The sequence below is a fragment of the Acidovorax sp. genome (assembly GCF_046314175.1).
Classification (GTDB): Bacteria; Pseudomonadota; Gammaproteobacteria; order Burkholderiales; family Burkholderiaceae_C; genus Acidovorax.
Genome location: NZ_JBKBXG010000065.1, coordinates 1 through 17,469, shown reverse-complemented (window position 1 = coordinate 17,469; position 17,469 = coordinate 1). Strand labels below are relative to the sequence as shown.

General features: G+C 57.9%; 16 protein-coding genes. 4 read left to right on the top strand and 12 right to left on the bottom strand.

The genetic code is table 11. The features are described 5' to 3' along the window. Positions 1 to 96 precede the first annotated feature (96 nt). The gene (locus ACK4OE_RS17770) at positions 97 to 627 is read left to right on the top strand and encodes a PadR family transcriptional regulator (RefSeq protein WP_066788839.1); all 531 of its coding nucleotides are present in this window, start codon (positions 97 to 99) and stop codon (positions 625 to 627) included. A gap of 450 nt (positions 628 to 1,077) precedes the next feature. On the opposite strand, the gene ACK4OE_RS17765 is transcribed toward ACK4OE_RS17770, so the two are convergent. The 11 genes from ACK4OE_RS17765 to ACK4OE_RS17715 all read right to left on the bottom strand — a co-directional run bounded on the left by ACK4OE_RS17765 (position 1,078) and on the right by ACK4OE_RS17715 (position 13,232). Continuing rightward, entirely contained in the window at positions 1,078 to 1,758 is a 681-nt protein-coding gene (locus tag ACK4OE_RS17765; protein WP_066788831.1) for a TetR/AcrR family transcriptional regulator, read from the bottom strand. A 96-nt stretch (positions 1,759 to 1,854) separates the two neighbouring features. Beyond that, a complete protein-coding gene (locus ACK4OE_RS17760; RefSeq protein WP_066788828.1) occupies positions 1,855 to 3,006 on the bottom strand; it encodes an acyl-CoA dehydrogenase family protein in 1,152 nt (383 codons plus the stop codon). A gap of 43 nt (positions 3,007 to 3,049) precedes the next feature. Further along, positions 3,050 to 3,838 carry an ABC transporter ATP-binding protein gene (locus tag ACK4OE_RS17755; protein WP_409886579.1) on the bottom strand — a complete coding sequence of 263 codons (789 nt, stop codon included), beginning with the start codon at positions 3,836 to 3,838 and terminating at the stop codon, positions 3,050 to 3,052. A 60-nt stretch (positions 3,839 to 3,898) separates the two neighbouring features. Next, positions 3,899 to 5,149 (bottom strand): ABC transporter substrate-binding protein, encoded by a 1,251-nt coding sequence (locus ACK4OE_RS17750; RefSeq protein WP_082759273.1) that lies wholly within the window; start codon positions 5,147 to 5,149, stop codon positions 3,899 to 3,901. Positions 5,150 to 5,233: 84 nt separating this feature from the next. Continuing rightward, a complete protein-coding gene (locus ACK4OE_RS17745) occupies positions 5,234 to 6,292 on the bottom strand; it encodes a branched-chain amino acid ABC transporter permease (RefSeq protein WP_260668949.1) in 1,059 nt (352 codons plus the stop codon). Then, the gene (locus ACK4OE_RS17740) at positions 6,289 to 7,173 is read right to left on the bottom strand and encodes a branched-chain amino acid ABC transporter permease (protein WP_409886576.1); all 885 of its coding nucleotides are present in this window, start codon (positions 7,171 to 7,173) and stop codon (positions 6,289 to 6,291) included. Before ACK4OE_RS17740 ends, ACK4OE_RS17745 begins: the two co-directional genes overlap by 4 nt. Continuing rightward, a complete protein-coding gene (locus tag ACK4OE_RS17735; protein WP_066788817.1) occupies positions 7,170 to 9,137 on the bottom strand; it encodes an AMP-dependent synthetase/ligase in 1,968 nt (655 codons plus the stop codon). The genes ACK4OE_RS17740 and ACK4OE_RS17735 overlap by 4 nt, the downstream gene beginning before the upstream one ends. Then, positions 9,134 to 9,931, bottom strand: a complete 798-nt coding sequence (locus ACK4OE_RS17730; protein WP_066788815.1) for an ABC transporter ATP-binding protein — start codon at positions 9,929 to 9,931, stop codon at positions 9,134 to 9,136. The genes ACK4OE_RS17735 and ACK4OE_RS17730 overlap by 4 nt, the downstream gene beginning before the upstream one ends. A 112-nt stretch (positions 9,932 to 10,043) precedes the next feature. Then, positions 10,044 to 10,805: an SDR family NAD(P)-dependent oxidoreductase gene (locus ACK4OE_RS17725; RefSeq protein ID WP_056642823.1), complete on the bottom strand. Its 762-nt coding sequence runs from the start codon at positions 10,803 to 10,805 to the stop codon at positions 10,044 to 10,046. A 33-nt stretch (positions 10,806 to 10,838) separates the two neighbouring features. Next, a complete protein-coding gene (locus tag ACK4OE_RS17720) occupies positions 10,839 to 12,077 on the bottom strand; it encodes a thiolase family protein (RefSeq protein WP_066788812.1) in 1,239 nt (412 codons plus the stop codon). A gap of 129 nt (positions 12,078 to 12,206) precedes the next feature. After that, the gene (locus ACK4OE_RS17715; protein WP_066788810.1) at positions 12,207 to 13,232 is read right to left on the bottom strand and encodes a CaiB/BaiF CoA transferase family protein; all 1,026 of its coding nucleotides are present in this window, start codon (positions 13,230 to 13,232) and stop codon (positions 12,207 to 12,209) included. A 161-nt stretch (positions 13,233 to 13,393) separates the two neighbouring features. Between ACK4OE_RS17715 and ACK4OE_RS17710 the strand changes: the two genes are divergently transcribed. The 3 genes from ACK4OE_RS17710 to ACK4OE_RS17700 all read left to right on the top strand — a co-directional run bounded on the left by ACK4OE_RS17710 (position 13,394) and on the right by ACK4OE_RS17700 (position 16,582). Then, on the top strand, positions 13,394 to 14,176 hold the full coding sequence (locus ACK4OE_RS17710) for an enoyl-CoA hydratase/isomerase family protein (protein WP_067511708.1): 783 nt from the start codon (positions 13,394 to 13,396) through the stop codon (positions 14,174 to 14,176). A 12-nt stretch (positions 14,177 to 14,188) separates the two neighbouring features. Further along, positions 14,189 to 15,412 carry a phenylacetate--CoA ligase family protein gene (locus ACK4OE_RS17705; RefSeq protein WP_066788308.1) on the top strand — a complete coding sequence of 408 codons (1,224 nt, stop codon included), beginning with the start codon at positions 14,189 to 14,191 and terminating at the stop codon, positions 15,410 to 15,412. Between the two features lie 69 nt (positions 15,413 to 15,481). Continuing rightward, a complete protein-coding gene (locus ACK4OE_RS17700) occupies positions 15,482 to 16,582 on the top strand; it encodes an MBL fold metallo-hydrolase (RefSeq protein ID WP_066788307.1) in 1,101 nt (366 codons plus the stop codon). A 529-nt stretch (positions 16,583 to 17,111) separates the two neighbouring features. On the opposite strand, the gene ACK4OE_RS17695 is transcribed toward ACK4OE_RS17700, so the two are convergent. Beyond that, positions 17,112 to 17,469 (bottom strand): S1C family serine protease (locus ACK4OE_RS17695; protein WP_409886571.1); only part of this gene is annotated, 358 nt, incomplete at its 5' end.

Here is a 17,469-nt window from a genome sequence, read left to right as displayed (position 1 = left end):
CCCGCATTTATGCAACTGGTTGCATAAACAATGAAGAACCCTCCCGATTCAGGCAAGATGGCGGCCTTTGCAGTTTCCTCCCGGCGCACCCTTTCGATGTCCCTGCCCCACGCCCTTCTCACTGCCCTTGTCGAGCACCCCTGCTCGGGCTCGGAGCTCGCCGAGCGCTTTGACAAGTCCATCGGCTACTTCTGGCACGCCACGCACCAGCAGATCTACCGCGAGTTGGCACGGCTGGAGGAAGCAGGATGGATCGAGGCTTTGCCCGCGGAGACGGGCCGCGGCCGAAAGCGCCAGTTCCGCCTGCTGCCTTCAGGTCGCAAGGAACTCCGGCGCTGGATCGCCGAGCAGCAGGACCCCACGCCCCTGCGCGACGAGCTCATGGTGCGCCTGCGCGCCGAGGCTGCGGTTGGCCCCACGGGGCTTGAGAAGGAAATCGCCCGACTGCAGGCGATGCACCAGGCCAAGCTTGACATCTACCAGCGCATTGAACGGCGCGACTTCATCGGCAAGGAGCCTAGTCGCGAACGTCGTTTGCAACACTTGGTGCTAAAGGCTGGGATTCTTCATGAGGAACTCTCGCTGGCGATTGCGAAAGAGGCTCTGGAGATTCTGGAACAGCAGTAGGCAGCTTAGGCAGTCCGAGACCAACGATCCTAGGAAGTGCCATGTCAAGTTGCTGTACGGCATCGAACATTGCCCAAGCTTCGATGTTGCTCAGGCCGGATTGGCTCGTCTTAGTCAGCTAGAAAGTTTCGTTCGAATGCAAACAGAAGTTGACGACATCCAACCCTGAACCTTCAGGCGTGGCGGCTTTAGGCTGGGTGCTGCCGTTCGTACTTGACGGCTGAACGACAGCAAAAGGCTGCGTGCGGTCGTCCAAGTTTTCTTGGTCAATGTCGACTTCCGCCGCAACCTGACCTTTATCGCAATCATCAGGGATCAACCGCTGAGACCCCAGCTAGCGCTGGGCAGCAAGATGCCTATGCCGACAATAAAAGAGTGGCTCGGGGGTCTTATACGCACCTGGTCCAGACGCGACCATATAGTCGCCCGGAATGCGACAAGTAAGCAGATTCACCCTTGATTGGGACGAATACCATGCGCAAGAAAACCGATAAAAATATCGGCCACTTCGTCGCTTCCAAGGCTGCCATCGATATGCATCCATTGGGTAATCGAGCTAACAGCGCCCATGAACCAGAACACCGCCAATTTCACGTTGCACGGGGCAATGGAACCATCCTGAACACCCCCCTCGAGCACTTTGCGCAGCTCTTGATCAAACTTTCGCCGACGCAAAGTGATTTTTTTCTGATCCGCCACAGTCATACCGGAGAAATCCTGGAGGATCGCCGGTGCGCCCATTTCATCCGTTAGCAACGAGATGTAGTTCTTAATGAAGACCGAGATCCGACCGAAACCAGTATTTTCCGAAGCGATCGCGTCTTGCAAGACGCGATCTCCCAAATGCATGGCAAGCTCGTGGCATTCGTAGACAAGTTCCTGCTTGTTCTTGAAGTAGTAGTAAAGGGCAGGCTTGGTGACGTTGAGCGTTTTTGCAATCTCGTCCAAGGAGACATTCTTGTACCCATGGCGGCCAAATGCGCGCGAAGCTTCCGCAATGACAGCTTGCTTTTTGAGCTGGTACTGCTCATCCGCGCCGCTGACCGCATTGTTCCATTTCGCGCCCTTGCCCGATCTCTTTGCAGGATCGCGTGGGCGTGACTTGGGTTTTGCCTCAATTTGCGTACTCATTGATGTTGTATTCCTTGCGGGCATTCGTATCGCTAACTGAGGCAAATGGTTTCGAACTGCTTTCGCCGGTAGGGCTGCGGAGAAAGGCCGTGCTCATCAGCCAGCCAGGATGCTGCGCGCAATGATCAACTTTTGAATGTGACTAGTGCCTTCGTAGATCTTTGTAACGCGCACATCGCGATAATAGCGCTCGACCGGGAAGTCGTTGACATACCCGTAGCCACCATGCACTTGCAGCGCCGCAGAGCAAACCTTTTCAGCCATTTCACTGGCATAGAGTTTAGCAACGGAGGCCTCCTTACTGGTTGGCAGGCCCGCATCCGTAAGACGAGCTGCATACAGCATGTACTGATGCGCCACCTCAACCTGCATGGCCATTTCCGCCAAATCAAAGCTAATGGCCTGCAGTTCGGTGAGTGGCTTGCCATAGGCCTCGCGCTCTTTGGCGTAGCGGATGGCCGCCTCCAACGCTGCACGGGCAATGCCGATGGCCAGGGCGGCGATTGCGATGCGCCCATCGGACAACAGCGATAGTGCTTTGCCATACCCGCGCCCTTCCTCGCCGATCATGTTCTGAACTGGAACACGCATGTTGTCCAGCTGAATCTGAGCCGTGTGGGCCGTGTGCTGGCCCAGCTTCCTTTCGATACGCAAGCATTGGTAGCCTGGATCTTCAGGGTCCGCGATGAACAGGCTGAAGCGGTGACGGGCACCTGGTTCCGCAGTTGCTGCCACGACGAGCGCAAAGCCCGCTTCACTGCCGTTGGAAATCCATTGTTTGCTGCCATTGATCACATAAACGTCGCCGTCCCGCTTAGCCGTGGTCCGGATGGCTGCGGTATCCGAGCCTGCATGGGGCTCTGACAATAAAAAGGCACCAATGCGCTTGCCACTGGCCAGATCCGGCAGATGGCGGGCCATCTGTTGTTCGGTTCCAAAACTACGTAACACGTGCGCAGCTGAGTTGTGGACGTGCATCATGGTGGCGAAGCCACCATCGGCCGCTGCGAATTCTTCAATAGCCAGGCAATACTCCACAAATGAAAGCCCGGAACCGCCGTGTGCTGGCGGGGCGAGCATGCCCATGAAGCCTACGTCGGCAACTGCCTTGATTTCGTCGTGTGGCCAAGCCCCCGTGCGATCACGTTCGGCGGCCGTGCTACCCACCACTTCAGTCGCGACACGCCGGGCAGACTCCCGAATAATGACTTCTTGTTCGCTCAGCAATGCATTGGAAACGATGCTCATAAACCCATCCTTGAAAACTTGGAAAACGGCTGACCCAATGCGGTCAACCCAGCCAGCGCTTGCGGCGGCGGTAATGTTTCATGTCGCGGAAACTCTTGCGCTCCCCATCGACCGTCAGGCCGAGGTAAAACTCCCGTACGTCCTCGTTGGTCTTTAGGCTGCTGGATGGTCCTTCCAGAACGATCCGCCCACTCTCCATCACATAGCCATAGTCGGCCAAGTCGAGGGCAACGCGCGTGTTTTGCTCAACGATTAGCAGCGTCAGGCCGCTCGTTTTGAGGTCATTTAACAAACCATAGACCTCATCGACCATCAACGGGGCCAGGCCGAGTGAGGGCTCGTCAATCATTACCAGTTTGGGCCTGGCCATCAGGGCTCGGCCAATCACTAGCAATTGCTGCTCCCCGCCGGACAAATAACCCGCCGTGCGACTGCGCAAGGCTGCCAGGCGCTTGATGCGGTCGTACACCTCGTCCAGCATTTCCTTGGCCTCGCTGGCGCTGCCCATGTGGCCGCCCACTACCAGGTTCTGCTCCACCGTCATGTGACGCAAAACCTTGCGCCCTTCCATGACGTGCACCAACCCTTTGCGAACGACATCGACTGGGTTCGCACCTGTGATGTCCGCATCATCAAATTTGATACTCCCCGCCGTCACACGACCATCCTCTGTCCTAACCAGGTTGGAGATGGCCTTGAGCGTGGTGCTCTTGCCAGCGCCATTGGCGCCCAGCAAGGTCACGCACTGTCCAGCGGGGACTTTGGCGGTAATGCCTTTGACAGCAAGAATGACGTCGCTGTAGAGGACTTCAACGTTGTTCAGTTCAAGCACGGGTAGCTCCAGATGATGTGGCCTGGGTCTCGGTGGCCCGAGACCCAGGCCGATTTGCAATTACCACTTGTTCAACACAGGAACCGGAACGTTCTGCTCGAGAAGTTTGTACTTTCCCTTTTCGACGGTGCCGATGTTGACGGCTGTGCCCGAGGTCGGGAACGGCGCATCATTGTTGAACTTGATATTGGGCAACAAGCCAAAGCTGCGCTCGGTAGGCATGGGGGTGGACAGCAGTGCAGCGCGAACCTCTTCGCCCGTCACACCGCCAGCACCTTTGACCTTGACAACATTTTCAACGGCACGAACCGTCAACATCGCTTGGCTCATGCCCATAATGCAGGCGGAGTTGTAGGCGGCTTGCAACTTGTATTGGCTGCGCAGTTTCTCGAAGAAGTCCCGTGCCGGTGTTGCGCCTTCGGCGGCCATGGCCATGCCATAGACCTCAAAGTTTCCATCCATTTGGCTCAGGTCACCCAGCGCTTTCCCCGACGAAAGCAACCCGTTATGAGCGCTAACCACTATCGGAATATTGGTTTTTCCAAGGCTTTGCAGGGCGCGCCGTGTCGCCACTACCGATGCTGTATTGTTGAACACCTGCAGTACCGTGGCCCCCTTGCGGACCAGGCGGCTGACCTGCTGGGTAAGGTCGGTCGGCTGTGCTTCGGTATAAATCGTTTCAACGACTTCAATGATCTTCGGATTGTCCTTAGCGAACTTCTCGACACCTTTGTGGATGTCCACGTAGGCCGGCGATACTTCCGATGAAATCACCCCCACCTTGAGAGGAACAGGCGAACCCGACTTCTTCTGCATCCACACATAAAACGCAGCCGCTTCGTGCGGGTAAGTGGCACGGGCATTGAACACCCAGTTATCACCCTTCCAAGCGAATCCATATCCTGCTGTCGACTGGACAAGAGGCACCTTGTCACTAGGCAAGCGCTGCTGCAGTGCATTGGTATCTGCACCGCCCACACCCAGAACAGCCACCGGGTTGAGCTCGGACTTGATGCCTGGCCAGAGGCTGGCCACTTGGGCGACGTCATAGCGGGTGTCGAAATCCTTGATTCGCAATGCCACGCCCTGCGCCTTACCGACCTCTTCGCTCCACCAGTCGAGTACCGCACGGCGGCATCCCGTCATATCTTTCATGATGTCTGCGAAAGGTCCGGTGAAGTCAGCCAGGCCAGCCACGTTGTAAGTAGTCTGAGCTTGTGCCATGCCGCCAAGGCACAAGGTTGACGCCAGCAAAGCGCCGCGTTGCCCCAGCTTGACCATTGCCGACAACTTTGCTCGATTCGTTTTCATAAAAATGTCTCCTTTTGTAGTAGCGCTTTGCATTGGATCAGCCCTTCCCAGCGCCTAAGGTGGCTGCAGAAAACAGGATTGCGGTCAATATGGGTAGGGCCACATGCGATAAGACCGCTTGACGATGTTCCACCGGTGCATCAGACCGCGTGGCTCAAAGATCAGAAAGGCCGCGATGACTCCACCCAGGAAAATATTCATCACTGCGAAAACAACGTCTCCGCTCAGGAAGGAAAAGTTCTCGACCAGTGAAGGGCCCACGATGGTGATCGTCTCCTGGGCAGTACGGATAACAAAAACGCCGATCAGCGCGCCCGTCACCGACCCCATGCCACCCACAATGATCATCGCGATGAACCATATCGAGTGGATCAGGGTGAACTGGTCAATCGCCACGAACCTGACGTAGTAAGCCCAGAGCCCTCCACCGATGCCCGCGTAAAACGCACCCAGCAAGAAGGCAAGTACCTTGGTGCGCACGACATTGATGCCCATCATTCCTGAGGCCACGTCGTCATCACGCACTGCCGCAAAAATTCGACCATGGCGGCTGCGTGCGACGCCGTAGGCGCCCGCAATCATGATGAAGGCCACTACCAGACACAGGTAGTAAATGCGGGTATCGGTGTTGAAAACGAACCCAAGGAACTGTGCTGGTTCCAGAGTGATGCCGTTAGATCCCCCCAGCCATTTGGCAGGCAGGTTGAGCACAAAAAAGTGGAACAAGATCTGCGCAGCAATCGTGGTCAAGGCAAGGTAAAAACCCTTTATGCGCATTGCGGTTAATCCAAACACCAGCCCAAAAAGCGCCGCGCACAGCCCGCCGATGGGCAAAGCCAGCCAGAAAGGCAGGTGGCCTTTCGTCGCTAGGAGCGCTGTTGCATACGCACCAACCCCCATGAACGCAGCTTGGCCCAAATTGATCTGACCCGCTAGACCAGTATTGATCTGCAGCCCCATGACCACCACTGCAGTAATCAGCATAGAGGTCATGATCGCCACCCAGCGGACCTCGCTGATCAGGGGCAGCGCAAACAGCGCGATAACAAACAGGCCCAATGCCACCGCCTGGCTGCGCGTGCGAATTAGTGCTTGGTCTTTGGCGAAAGAAGTCGCGAATACACCTGCGGGATCCATGCTCATACCCTCTCAATGGTTTTCCACCCGAACATGCCGGTGGGACGAATTAACAACACCACCAGCATGATGATGAAAGGAAAGACGGAGCCCAGCGCTCCCCCCACCAGGGGATCGAGATAGGCCGAAGCCAAACCCTGAATCACACCCACCAAAACACCGGCGATCAGCAACCCTGCGAGGGACTCCAACCCAGCCAGCAAGGCCACCGGCAAAGCAGCCAGGCCGATGTCGGAGCTCATCATGTTGATGGAGCGGCCACTCAAATGCACTATCGCCCCCAGTGTGGAAAGCACGGATCCCAGCACCCACGCAAAGGCAATGGAACGCTGCACCGAGATGCCCATGGACATGGCCACCTGGTGGTCTTCCGCCACGGCCGTCATGGTCAAACCAGCCCTTGTCCGGTTGAAAAACCAGGAGAGACCAACGCCGATGAAGATGGTCATAATTCCACCGTAGAGCATCGAACGGGAGACGATGAGATCGCCAACGATGATCGGATCCAGAGGAAAGATGATCGGAAAAGCACGCACCTGTGGGCCAAAAAGCACCAACACAACGCCTCGGATCAGAATCAAGAGACCGATCGTCACCATGACCATCGAGAAGACAGACTCTCCAACCAGACGGGCAAAAAATATCCGCTCAATCATGAAACCAAAAATTGCAGCACTAACGAATGCCACGGGCAATCCGACCCACAGCGGTAGACCCATCTCAATAATCGTCCACCACACCATGTAGCCGCCAAAGACCACCAACTCACCTTGTGCAAAGTTGAACACCTTTGACGCGCGATAGATCACGACGAACCCCATGGCGATCAACGCATACAGAAGCCCTGACAGCGCACCGTTTATCAGGTAATTAATAAAATCGATCATTTCCGTCCTCTGCTTCGGGCTGCGCCCAGGTGGTCTGACCCTGCGGCGTCCGTGTCATGGATGGACACCAGAGCCTCGAAATTGCCGCGCCGACCGTCCTGGTAGGTCACAGGAATATCGATACGCACGGCGTGCGAGCCGTCATATAAACCGTTGATCAGCGTGGCGTATCGCACCTCCAGGAATTCGCGCCGCAGCTTTCTCGAACGTGTTAGCTCGCCCTCGTCCGGATCAAGCTCTTTCGGAAAATTGGCGAATCGCTTGACTCGCGCATGCGCCGGCAAAAACTGGTTCACGCGGGCAATTTCCTGGCCGATCAACTCGGCGATCTCTGGCCGCTGTGACAGATCGGTGAAGGTTGAGAATCCGATCCGCTTGTCTTCTGCCCACCGCGACAGAACAGACATGTCGATATTGATGAGAGCGGCCACGAAGTCCCTTGTCTCGTCTCCCACCGTCATGATGTCCTTGATGAAGGGACTGAACCGAAGGCGTGTCTCGACGAACTGCGGCGGGAAGGTTTCGCCGCTGCGCAAGCGCTTCAAGTCCGACAACCGCTCCAGGAACACGAGCTCGCCTAGCTCCGTTTTCGTTACGGCATCGCCCGTGTAGAACCAGCCATCTTTCACCTTAGACTCTACGGAGCTCTCTCTGCGGTAGTAGCCCAGAAACGGGCTTCCGCCACGGATCTGCAGTTCGCCGTCCGCACTCAAGCGCCATTCCAATGGTGGGCCCGCCTCTGGATGCGCCTTCATCCAGTGTCCTACGGTCTCCAGATCAAATCGGTCACCCTGGTGGCATGTCAGCAACCCGGTTTCGGTGGAGCCATAGATGTTGCGCAGCGGTATACCCATGGCATGGAACATGCGAAACACATCTGGTGCCATGGTGGCACCACCGCAGCTGGCACAGCGCAGCCGGGTCAGGCCGAGCAGATCTCGCAACGGGCGCAGAACCAGTGCATTGGCGATAGGAAACAGCAACCGGTCCAGCAGGCCAACGGGTTTTCCATCCAAGCGCCCCACATTGACGGTGTGACCGATCTTCATGCCCCACTCGTAGACACCTCGTCGAATGGGTCCTGCGTCGAGCATGTGCGCCTGCACAGAGGACGCCATGCTTTCCCACTGGCGCGGAGCAAATGTCATACCTTCCACTGCCAATTCCCGAATGTTGGACAACACCTGCTCCGGGCCCTCAGGGAAGTTCACTACCATGGGCAATCCCAATCCCATGGTGATGCCATATATTTGTTCAGTGGCCCAGGATGGCGCGATGTAACTCAGGTATTCCATACCCGGCCTCACATCCATGGAATCGATCAAGCGCTGCGCGTTGTCGATTAAGAAGCGATGCGTGAGGATGACGCCCTTAGGCTGCCCCGTCGTGCCGGAAGTGTAAGAAAGAACCGCTATGTCATCGGGGGCTCCCGCATCCACTAGCGCGTCGTACATCTTTCCGTTACGTTGATGGATTTCACGCCCTTGCCGCTGCATGCCATCGAAGGTATGCAGGATGGGGTCGTTATACGACCACATCCCCGTTTCGTCCCAATACACAATGTGGCGCATCTTCAAAGTCTTGTTCCGGACATCCAGGCCCTTGTCAACCTGTTCTTGGTCCTGCGCGAACAAGATGACTGCTTCGCTGTCGTCCAGAAGATAAGCCACCTCCTCCGAAGTGAGGTCCGGGTACATGGATACAACTTTGCATCCCAGTGCATGCGCGGCATACTCGGCCCAGTAATGCTGTGGCTCATTCTCACCAATGATGGCAATGGTCTCGCCCGCTTTGACGCCCGCTTGGTGCATGCCCAGCGCAATCTCTCGAACGTTGCGCTGCACATCCGCAAAGCTGTACTCCCGCCAAATTCCGCGCTGCTTATGGCGCTGGGAAAGACGGCTGGGATTGGCATGCGCATGCTTGCGCAGCAACTGGGGAAGAGTCGCGATTTCGAGTTTCATTGGACGCCCTCTCCAAGGTAGGCTTTAAGCACAGCGGGATTAGCCTGGATTTCCTTGGGCGTTCCATCGGCGATCTTGCGTCCAAAGTCCAGCACAGCGATGCGGTCAGCTAGGTCCATCACCACACCCATGTCGTGCTCCACCAAAACAATAGGAATGCGCTTTGCCTCGCGCACATCCAGAATGAAACGTGCCAGGTCTTCCTTCTCTTCCGTATTCATACCGGCCATAGGCTCATCCATCAGCAGAATCTTCGGGTCTTGGGCCAGTGCGCGCCCCAAGTCCACGCGCTTGCGAAGCCCATAACCGAGGCTGCCCACCGGCACATGCCGGATGGATTCAATTTCAAGAAACTCAATGATTTCTTCCACTACCTCCCGATGCAAAACTTCTTCGCGCTTTGCCGGGCCGAAATGGAAAAACGACTGCACGAGATTGGCCCGCATGTGCATGTGGCGCCCCACCATCAGGTTCTCGATAACGGTCATGCCCGAAAAAATGTGCGTACCTTGAAAAGTGCGCGCCAGGCCCTGTGCCGCCACGTCGTGAACCGCCATGTCGCGCACGTTGCGCCCGGCCAGGGATATCTCGCCTTTCTTGGGGCGGTAGAACCCGCTCAGGCAGTTCATCAGAGAAGACTTTCCCGCTCCGTTCGGCCCGATGATTGCCAGCAGCTCGTCCTTGCGCACATCAATCGAAACATCATTCAGCGCCACAACTCCACCGAACTGCAGCAGCAGATTCTGGGCTGTCAGCACCACGCCTTCCCGCTGGCTTTGAATGGCTGCATTCATTGGCACCTCCACTCTGAATTCTTGGCTTTGTCCATCGAATTTCCTTCATAAGACCTTTGCAGGGTCTACGCATCCATTTGCGGGAATGCTCGCAGCGATCAATGGACCACGACTAACAACGGACACCCGCATCCAGGCTGATCGTGGTGGCATTCAAATAGGCGTTTTCCACAACGTGCCGAACCAGTCCACCGAACTCTTGTGCCTGCCCCATGCGATGAGGAAAGAGGATGACGTTGTCAATAATGTTTTGCGACACCTTCGTTGGCATGCCTGCAGACATGGCGGTCTCAAACAGACCAGGCGCCACGGCCACCACTCGGATTCCGTGTTGCGCAAGATCCCGCGCCACCGGAAGCGTCATTCCAATGACCGCCGCTTTGCTGGCGCTATATGCGGCCTGGCCCACTTGACCCTGCCACGCAGCACCAGATGACGTGTTCACGATGACCCCCCGTTCACCGTCGACATTGGGCTCGTTCTGCGACATGGCCAACGACGCATAGCGCACCACGTTGAAGGTCCCGGTCAGGTTGATGGCGATCACCCGGTTCCAAAGATCCATCGGGAATAACTCGCCCTTTGAAAGCGTCTTGCAGGGACCCAGAATTCCCGCGCAATTTACCGCCACATGCAGCGCACCAAATTCCGCCACTGCCGCGTCTACGCCAGCCTTCACACTGGCCTCGTCCGAAACATCAACCTTCTGGATTCGCACGCGCTCGCCCATCGGCAGCACCTCGCTCGCAAGGCGCTCTTCGTCCAGATCAACCGCCATGACGCTCGCTCCGGCCGCAAGCAATGCCTTGCAAGTGGCGAGCCCCAGGCCTGAAGCAGCTCCTGTGACGAAGGCAATGGTATTTTTGACATCCATACTATTTCTCTTGTCTCTTATTGAGTGCAGCGCTCAGCGCGCCAAGATGGTGATACAGGCAACAGCTTCTTCAATGCCCTCAAGACCGCCACCGTTTTCTGCCAGCGCAATCCTTGCGTCAGTCACCTGCCGCAGTCCGGCTTCCCCGCGAAGCTGAGTTACCAACTCATGGACTTGGGCAATACCGGTGGCCCCAACAGGGTGCCCCTTAGACTCCAGGCCGCCGGACGGATTAACGGGAATGCGGCCACCAATCCGGGTATCACCCCGCTCGGCAATCACACCGCCCATGCCGAACTCACAGAAACCGAGGTTTTCTGTCTGAATGATTTCACCCATGGCCGTGGCATCGTGCACCTCGGCCACCGAGATATCTGCTGGGCCAACACCCGCCAGCTCATACGCCTTGCGCGAAGCCAAAGCCGTGCAGTGGTTGGTGTAGTCGTCCTCGCTCCGGTCAGAACCGCTTTGCACCACGGCCGCCAACACCTTGATGGCACGTTTTTCATCGATGTTGAGGCGTTTGAGCGCCGAGCGTGTGCACAGGACGGCCGCTGCTGCGCCGTCAGACACAGGAGAGCACATGGGCAGGGTCAAGGGATAGGTGATCGGCGGCGCAGCAAGCACTTCCTCGATGCTGTAGGCCATCTGGTACTGCGACAGCGGGTTGTGCATGGAATGCGCATGGTTCTTGGACGACACGGCAGCCAACTGGCGCTGCGTCGTCCCGAAGGTGCGCATGTGCGATCGTGCAAACGCGGCATACACGTCCATGAAAACGCTGTACGGCCTGGGTGAGGTACTCCCCTCAGGCACAGCCACGTCGCGTCCCATCTTCATCAGCTCCGCACGGATCTCTTCTGCACGCGAGAGATCCCAGGCACTGTCAAACACCGAGAACATCTTGAGCTTGTCGGTTGAGAACATCTTCTCTGCACCAACGGCCAAAGCGACATCGCCAGCACCCGACTTGAGGTGATTGCAGGCTAGAACGAACGCCGACGAGCCGCTTGCACAAGCGTTTTCGACGTTCACCACCGGAATGCGCCCGATGCCCATTGCCCGTAGCGCAATTTGCCCACGAATCATGTGCTGGCCATCCATATGCCCTTGGGAAGTGTTGCCAAAAAAGGCGGCTTCCAGGTCTTCCTCTTGCAAACCCGCATCCGCCAAAGCAGCTGCAGTGGCCTCACGCGTGAGCGCCTTAATGTCCTTGTCCAGATGCCGACCAAAGGGCGTCATACCGACACCGACCACATAGATATCTTCCATCTTTCTTCTCCTTGGCAGGTTTCATGCAATCCATGCAACCAAAAAATTACTCTATATAAAGTTGTTTTACTTTAAAGTAAAATTAAAAAAAATTTGCTAGGGAAATCCCTTGGCAATCACATTCGCTGCTCAGCGCAGCGGCAGGAATCGCATGCCCCGCATGGTCTCAATATCGCCCTGCGCAGTCACGCCGTACAGGCCACGGGCCACGTTGTGGGGATGAGAGGCGGCTTCGGCCATGTTGAGCACCGGCGCGAAGCAACTGTCAGTGCCCTCCATCAGTGCATTCCAGTGCACACTGGGTTGCGAAGCAAAGCGCTGCGCGATCCGCGCCTTGAGAGACGGCCACGAAGACTTGTCCATCTGCTGCGCGGGATCCACATCCGTCAGCTCCAACTGCTTCAACAGCAAGGCATAGAACGGGGGCTCGATCGCACCGACCGTGATGTATCGGCCGTCGCTGCACAAGTAACGGTCGTAGAAGGGCGAGTCATGGAAGACACTGGGTTCACTGCCGTCCACGCCACCGCCTTGGCGAATCAGCTGCACAAGCGGCGACAGCATGGCCAACACATCCACGATGGCGCCGTCGACTACGCAACCCTGCCCAGTATTCCGGGCGCCAAGCAACGCCGACACCATTCCAAACCCGAGCCCAAGCGCACCGGCAGCATCCCCGACCACCGTAGGCGGAAGCATGGGGGGGTGTCCCGGCTGCTCGGTGAGCGACATCAGCCCCGTAAGAGCGACATAGTTCATGTCGTGCCCGGCTGCCTGGGCCAGCGGCCCATCCTGCCCCCAGCCTGTCATGCGTCCATACACAAGCCGCGGGTTGCGTTCACCGCATACATCGGGGCCCAGACCCAAGCGCTCCATCACACCCGGGCGGTTGCCTTCAATCACTCCGTCGCTTTGCGCGACCAACTCCAGCGCCTGCGCCTTGTCCTCCGCCCGCTTGAGATTTAACGTGACGCGCCGTTTACCACGAGACAAGAGCGCCCCGTCTTTCGGCGTTAGCTCGTCAGGCAGTGAGCCCGCACCGGGCCGCCCAACCACGGTCACGTCCGCACCCATTTGCATCAGCATGAACCCCGCCAAGGGCCCTGGGCCAATTCCCTCGAACTCAACGATCTTGATTCCAAGAAGCGGAGGCATTGGCGATCGCGTCTGAGTTTTCATCAAAAAATTCCACAAATTTAATTTTTTACTCTAAATTAAAATAATTGACTTGATAGTAATGGAAAACCCCATACCCACGAAAACCGAGGCAAAAGCAGAATCGACCCATGAACACACAAGTCACCAATGAAAGACAGATGTCGACGCCGGTTGTTATTTCAGAGGTCCGAAAAGGCAGCATGTGGATCCGCCTGAACCGGCCTGAGGCAATGAACTCACTGACCCCAGAGGTACTTCGAGGGATAGACCAGGCACTCAACGAAGCACAGAACCGGGCGGACGTGAGGTCCGTCGTCTTGACGGGCACTGGCCGGGCCTTCTGCGCAGGCGCCGACCTAAAGTACGTCAAGACACAAACGGGCGAAACTGGCACCATCGGCTTTCTGGACAGCGTTCTGGTCACCATGAACCGCATCGATCGCTTTCCAAAACCCGTGATCGCAGCCCTGAACGGCATCACCCTGGCGGGCGGACTAGAACTGGTGCTCTGCTGTGACCTCGTGCTGGCGGCACGCAGTGCCAAGATTGGCGACGCGCACGCCAACTACGGTCTACTCCCAGGCGGTGGAGGCTCGGTGCGCCTGCCACGAGTTATTGGCCCCACGCGCGCCAAGTACCTTCTATTCACGGGTGACTTCGTGGACGCAGCAGAACTGGTGGAGGCGGGCCTCGTCAACCAGGTGGTGGACGACGACCAACTCGAAAGCGCGACGCAGGCTGTGGCTGACAAGATCGCCAGCAAGAGCCCTCTGGGCCTGCGCCGCATGAAAGCGCTGATCGACGATGGCTTGCAACAGCCCCTGGACACTGCCTTACGGCTGGAGTTGCTGGCATCCGAAGTGCATGCACATAGCGCCGATCTCCACGAAGGCCTGGCCGCCTTCAACGAGAAGCGCGCCCCGCGCTTCACGGGCCACTGAGCCGGCAACGCCATGCGTACGTCCCCGACCACCAACCGATTCGAAGCGCTGCGCGCTTCGCAGCAATTCGCCTACGACCGCGCCCCCTCCATCCGCGCGGTCTATGAGCTTGCGACAATGACACCGCAAGATCTCCAAGGCCCGGCCGACCTCGCGCGACTCGCCGTCACAAGCAAGGATGCACTGCTTGAGAAGCAGCGCCAGTCACCGCCATTCGGTGGGTTTCTGGCGGCCGACGACGCATCCATCCGTCGGGTCTTTGTCTCACCGGGCCCCGTCTACGAACCCCAGTTGTTCGACGACGACACTGGCCACGGTTTTTCGCATGCATTCCGTCAGGCAGGCATCGGCCCGGGTGACCGCGTTCTCAACACATGGTCCTACCATCTTGTGCCAGCCGGCCTTTTGCTGGATGCGGGCATTGCCGCTACCGGAGCAACGCTCATCCCCTGCGGACCCGGCGGCGCCGAACAACAGGCGCAGCTCATCATGGAACTGGGCATCACCTGCATTTGCGCCTCCACATCCTTCTTCGTGACCTTGGTCGAAACGCTTGAGCGCATGGGCTACGACCTGCCTTCTCAATGGAAGGTCCGCTCCGCAATGCTGGGGGGCGAACTGGGTGACTGGATGGGCAAGCGCCGCAGGCTGGAGGAGAAGTACGCCATCCGCACGTTCTCAGCCTACGCCACCGGCGACTTCGGGCTGATTGCCTACGAGGAACCAGGACAAGTGGGCTACACGGTTCAGCCTGACCGGCTTGTCCAGATCTGCGACCCCCGCACCGGCGCTCCCCTTCCCCTGGGCGAACCAGGTCAAATAGTGGTCACCACGCTGGACAGCGGCTGGCCCCTGGTCCGCTTTGGCACAGGCGATGTGGCGCAAGCGCTGACCCATTCACCGGATGGTCTCGTCGAACGCATCAGCATGTTGCAAGGCCGAGTGGGCCAAGGTGTCAAAGTGCGCGAAATTTTCATCTATCCACGCAACGTGGAAGAACTGCTCATCCGGCTCCCTGCTATCGAACGTGCCCAGGTCATCGTTGGAAAACAACAGCATCGGGAAACCGCGACCTTGCGCGCAGTACTGACGCCAGGGGCCTCTCAGGACGCCACACAAAGTGACTTGATGGAAGTATTCAGGCAACTGACCCGCCTGAAGCTCGACTCAGTCGAGTGGCTAGTCCAGGAAGATATGCCCACTGACGCCCCCTTGTTGGTTGACAACAAGCATTGAAATCCTAAAAAGCGTTTGGTCTGATGCACCAGGTGGCTACACCGTCGCTCACCCCATGAAACGATAGTAATGATTGATCCCGCAGCCAATGCACTGACCTACCCATTCGAGCCACCAACACCACGCCACTGGGTCGAGGTCGCCCCTGGTGTGCGCTGGATCCGGCTGTCCATGCCATTCCGGCTCGACCACATCAATGTATGGGCCATAGACACCCATGATGGCTGGGTACTGGTAGATACCGGCCTGAACACCCCCGACACCGTTGCCGACTGGCTGGCCCTCATGGCGCAGGGGCCGCTGGCACGGCCGCTCCAAGGCGTGTACGCCACACACATGCACCCCGACCACATCGGCCTAGCTGGTTGGTTCACGCGTCGCGTTGGTGTGCCGCTGCACATGAGCCGCCTGGAATACCTGACCTGCCGCGTGATGCATGCCGACACTAACCGCGAGGCCCCGCCCGACGGCGTGCTCTTCAATAGGCGCGCCGGCTGGTCGGAGGCAGCCATTGAAAGCTACCGCAGCCGATTCGGCAGCTTTGGCAAACATATCCACGCTCTGCCCGAGAGCTACCGACGCTTGCAGGACGGCGATCACGTCCAGTTGGGTAAGCATGACTGGCGGATCATCACCACCGGCGGCCACTCACCAGAACATGCTTCTCTGTACTGCCCCGATTTGAAGCTACTGATCGCCGGCGATCAGGTACTGCCGAAGATTTCGTCGAATGTGTCGGTGTTCGCCAGCGAGCCACAGGCCAATCCGCTGAAGGAGTGGTATGGGGCGCTCGACAAGCTGATGAGGGATGTTCCCAACGATGTGTTGGTCCTCCCCTCTCACAACGAGCCCTTTTATGGACTGCATGAACGCCTTGAATCGCTCAGGTTGGGTCAAAATAGTGCTCTGGAGCGGCTGCGTCAGTCACTGTCTACCGGACCTCAACGGATCGTCGATGCGTTCGCTGCCCTCTTTAAGCGCGCCATCGGAGAGCAGGATCCGCAGCAACTGAGCCTGGCAACAGGTGAGGCCGTTGCTTGCATGAACTTTCTCATTGCACAGGGCACCGTAGAGTTCATGATGGACGAAAACGGGGTCGCGTGGCACTCAAAAAAGCTTGAAGGCGCTGTCGCCGAGGTCAAACGTTCTCCACGTGCCAACTTTGACTGACCCCGTCTCGATGGGGCGATAGCTATGGCGTCTGCTCTGAAGTCACCCTGCAATCCGCATGAATGCTGAGGCTTCTTGTGTATGCTCATCTCACGCTCACTGGGCGTACATCATGCTTAGCATGCATCGGCGTTCATCGCAGTCGCCAGGAGGCTGCTCGTAAACGGCCGCTATGAACCGCCCCGGGATTTAGGAACTCGTTTGGAGTCCGTTCAATGACTGCTTCGTGGCGAGTAGCGTGAGTCCGGCCACCGGTTGCCACCGTCCGCAACCGCTGCAGAGCGGCTCTACGATCTGGCTGCTTCAGGCTGGTTGCAGCCACACAGGTTCGCCGACCGATCAACGGCTTTGACCTGGGTCGCCACGTTGCCCGCGCCCGCCGTCACCGTGGTGGTCGGTCCGCCCTTGATCGATCTGCTCTTCGACCAACCTGCCGCCACCGACGCCAATTTGGTGTTCGGGGCCAACTACATCGCCCCGCGCGACGATGTGACGTTGTGGGCCACATTGCCGCTGCCGGTCGACTCGATCAAATCCCCGGTTGCAGCTCCACACGCACTTCGCTCGTTTTGCCGGCCCGTTCCACTGACAAGATCACCACATCGCCGACCTTTCTGTCGTCTAGCTGCTCGAGCAGCTTAGCCACATCGTCCGTCGCCTTGCCATCAACACCAATGATGCGGTCGCCGGGCACGATGCCTTGCGGCGTGACTTCGACACCCGCGAGGCCGGCCTTGTGCGCTGCCGAACCAGGGGTAACACGCAGCACGAACACGCCCTTGCTTCCAGTCAGCGCCAGCAGGCGCTGATTGAGCTGTTCGTCCACCTCAATGCCCAGCGCCGGACGGATGTACTTACCGGTCTTGATGAGTTGCGGGACTACGCGC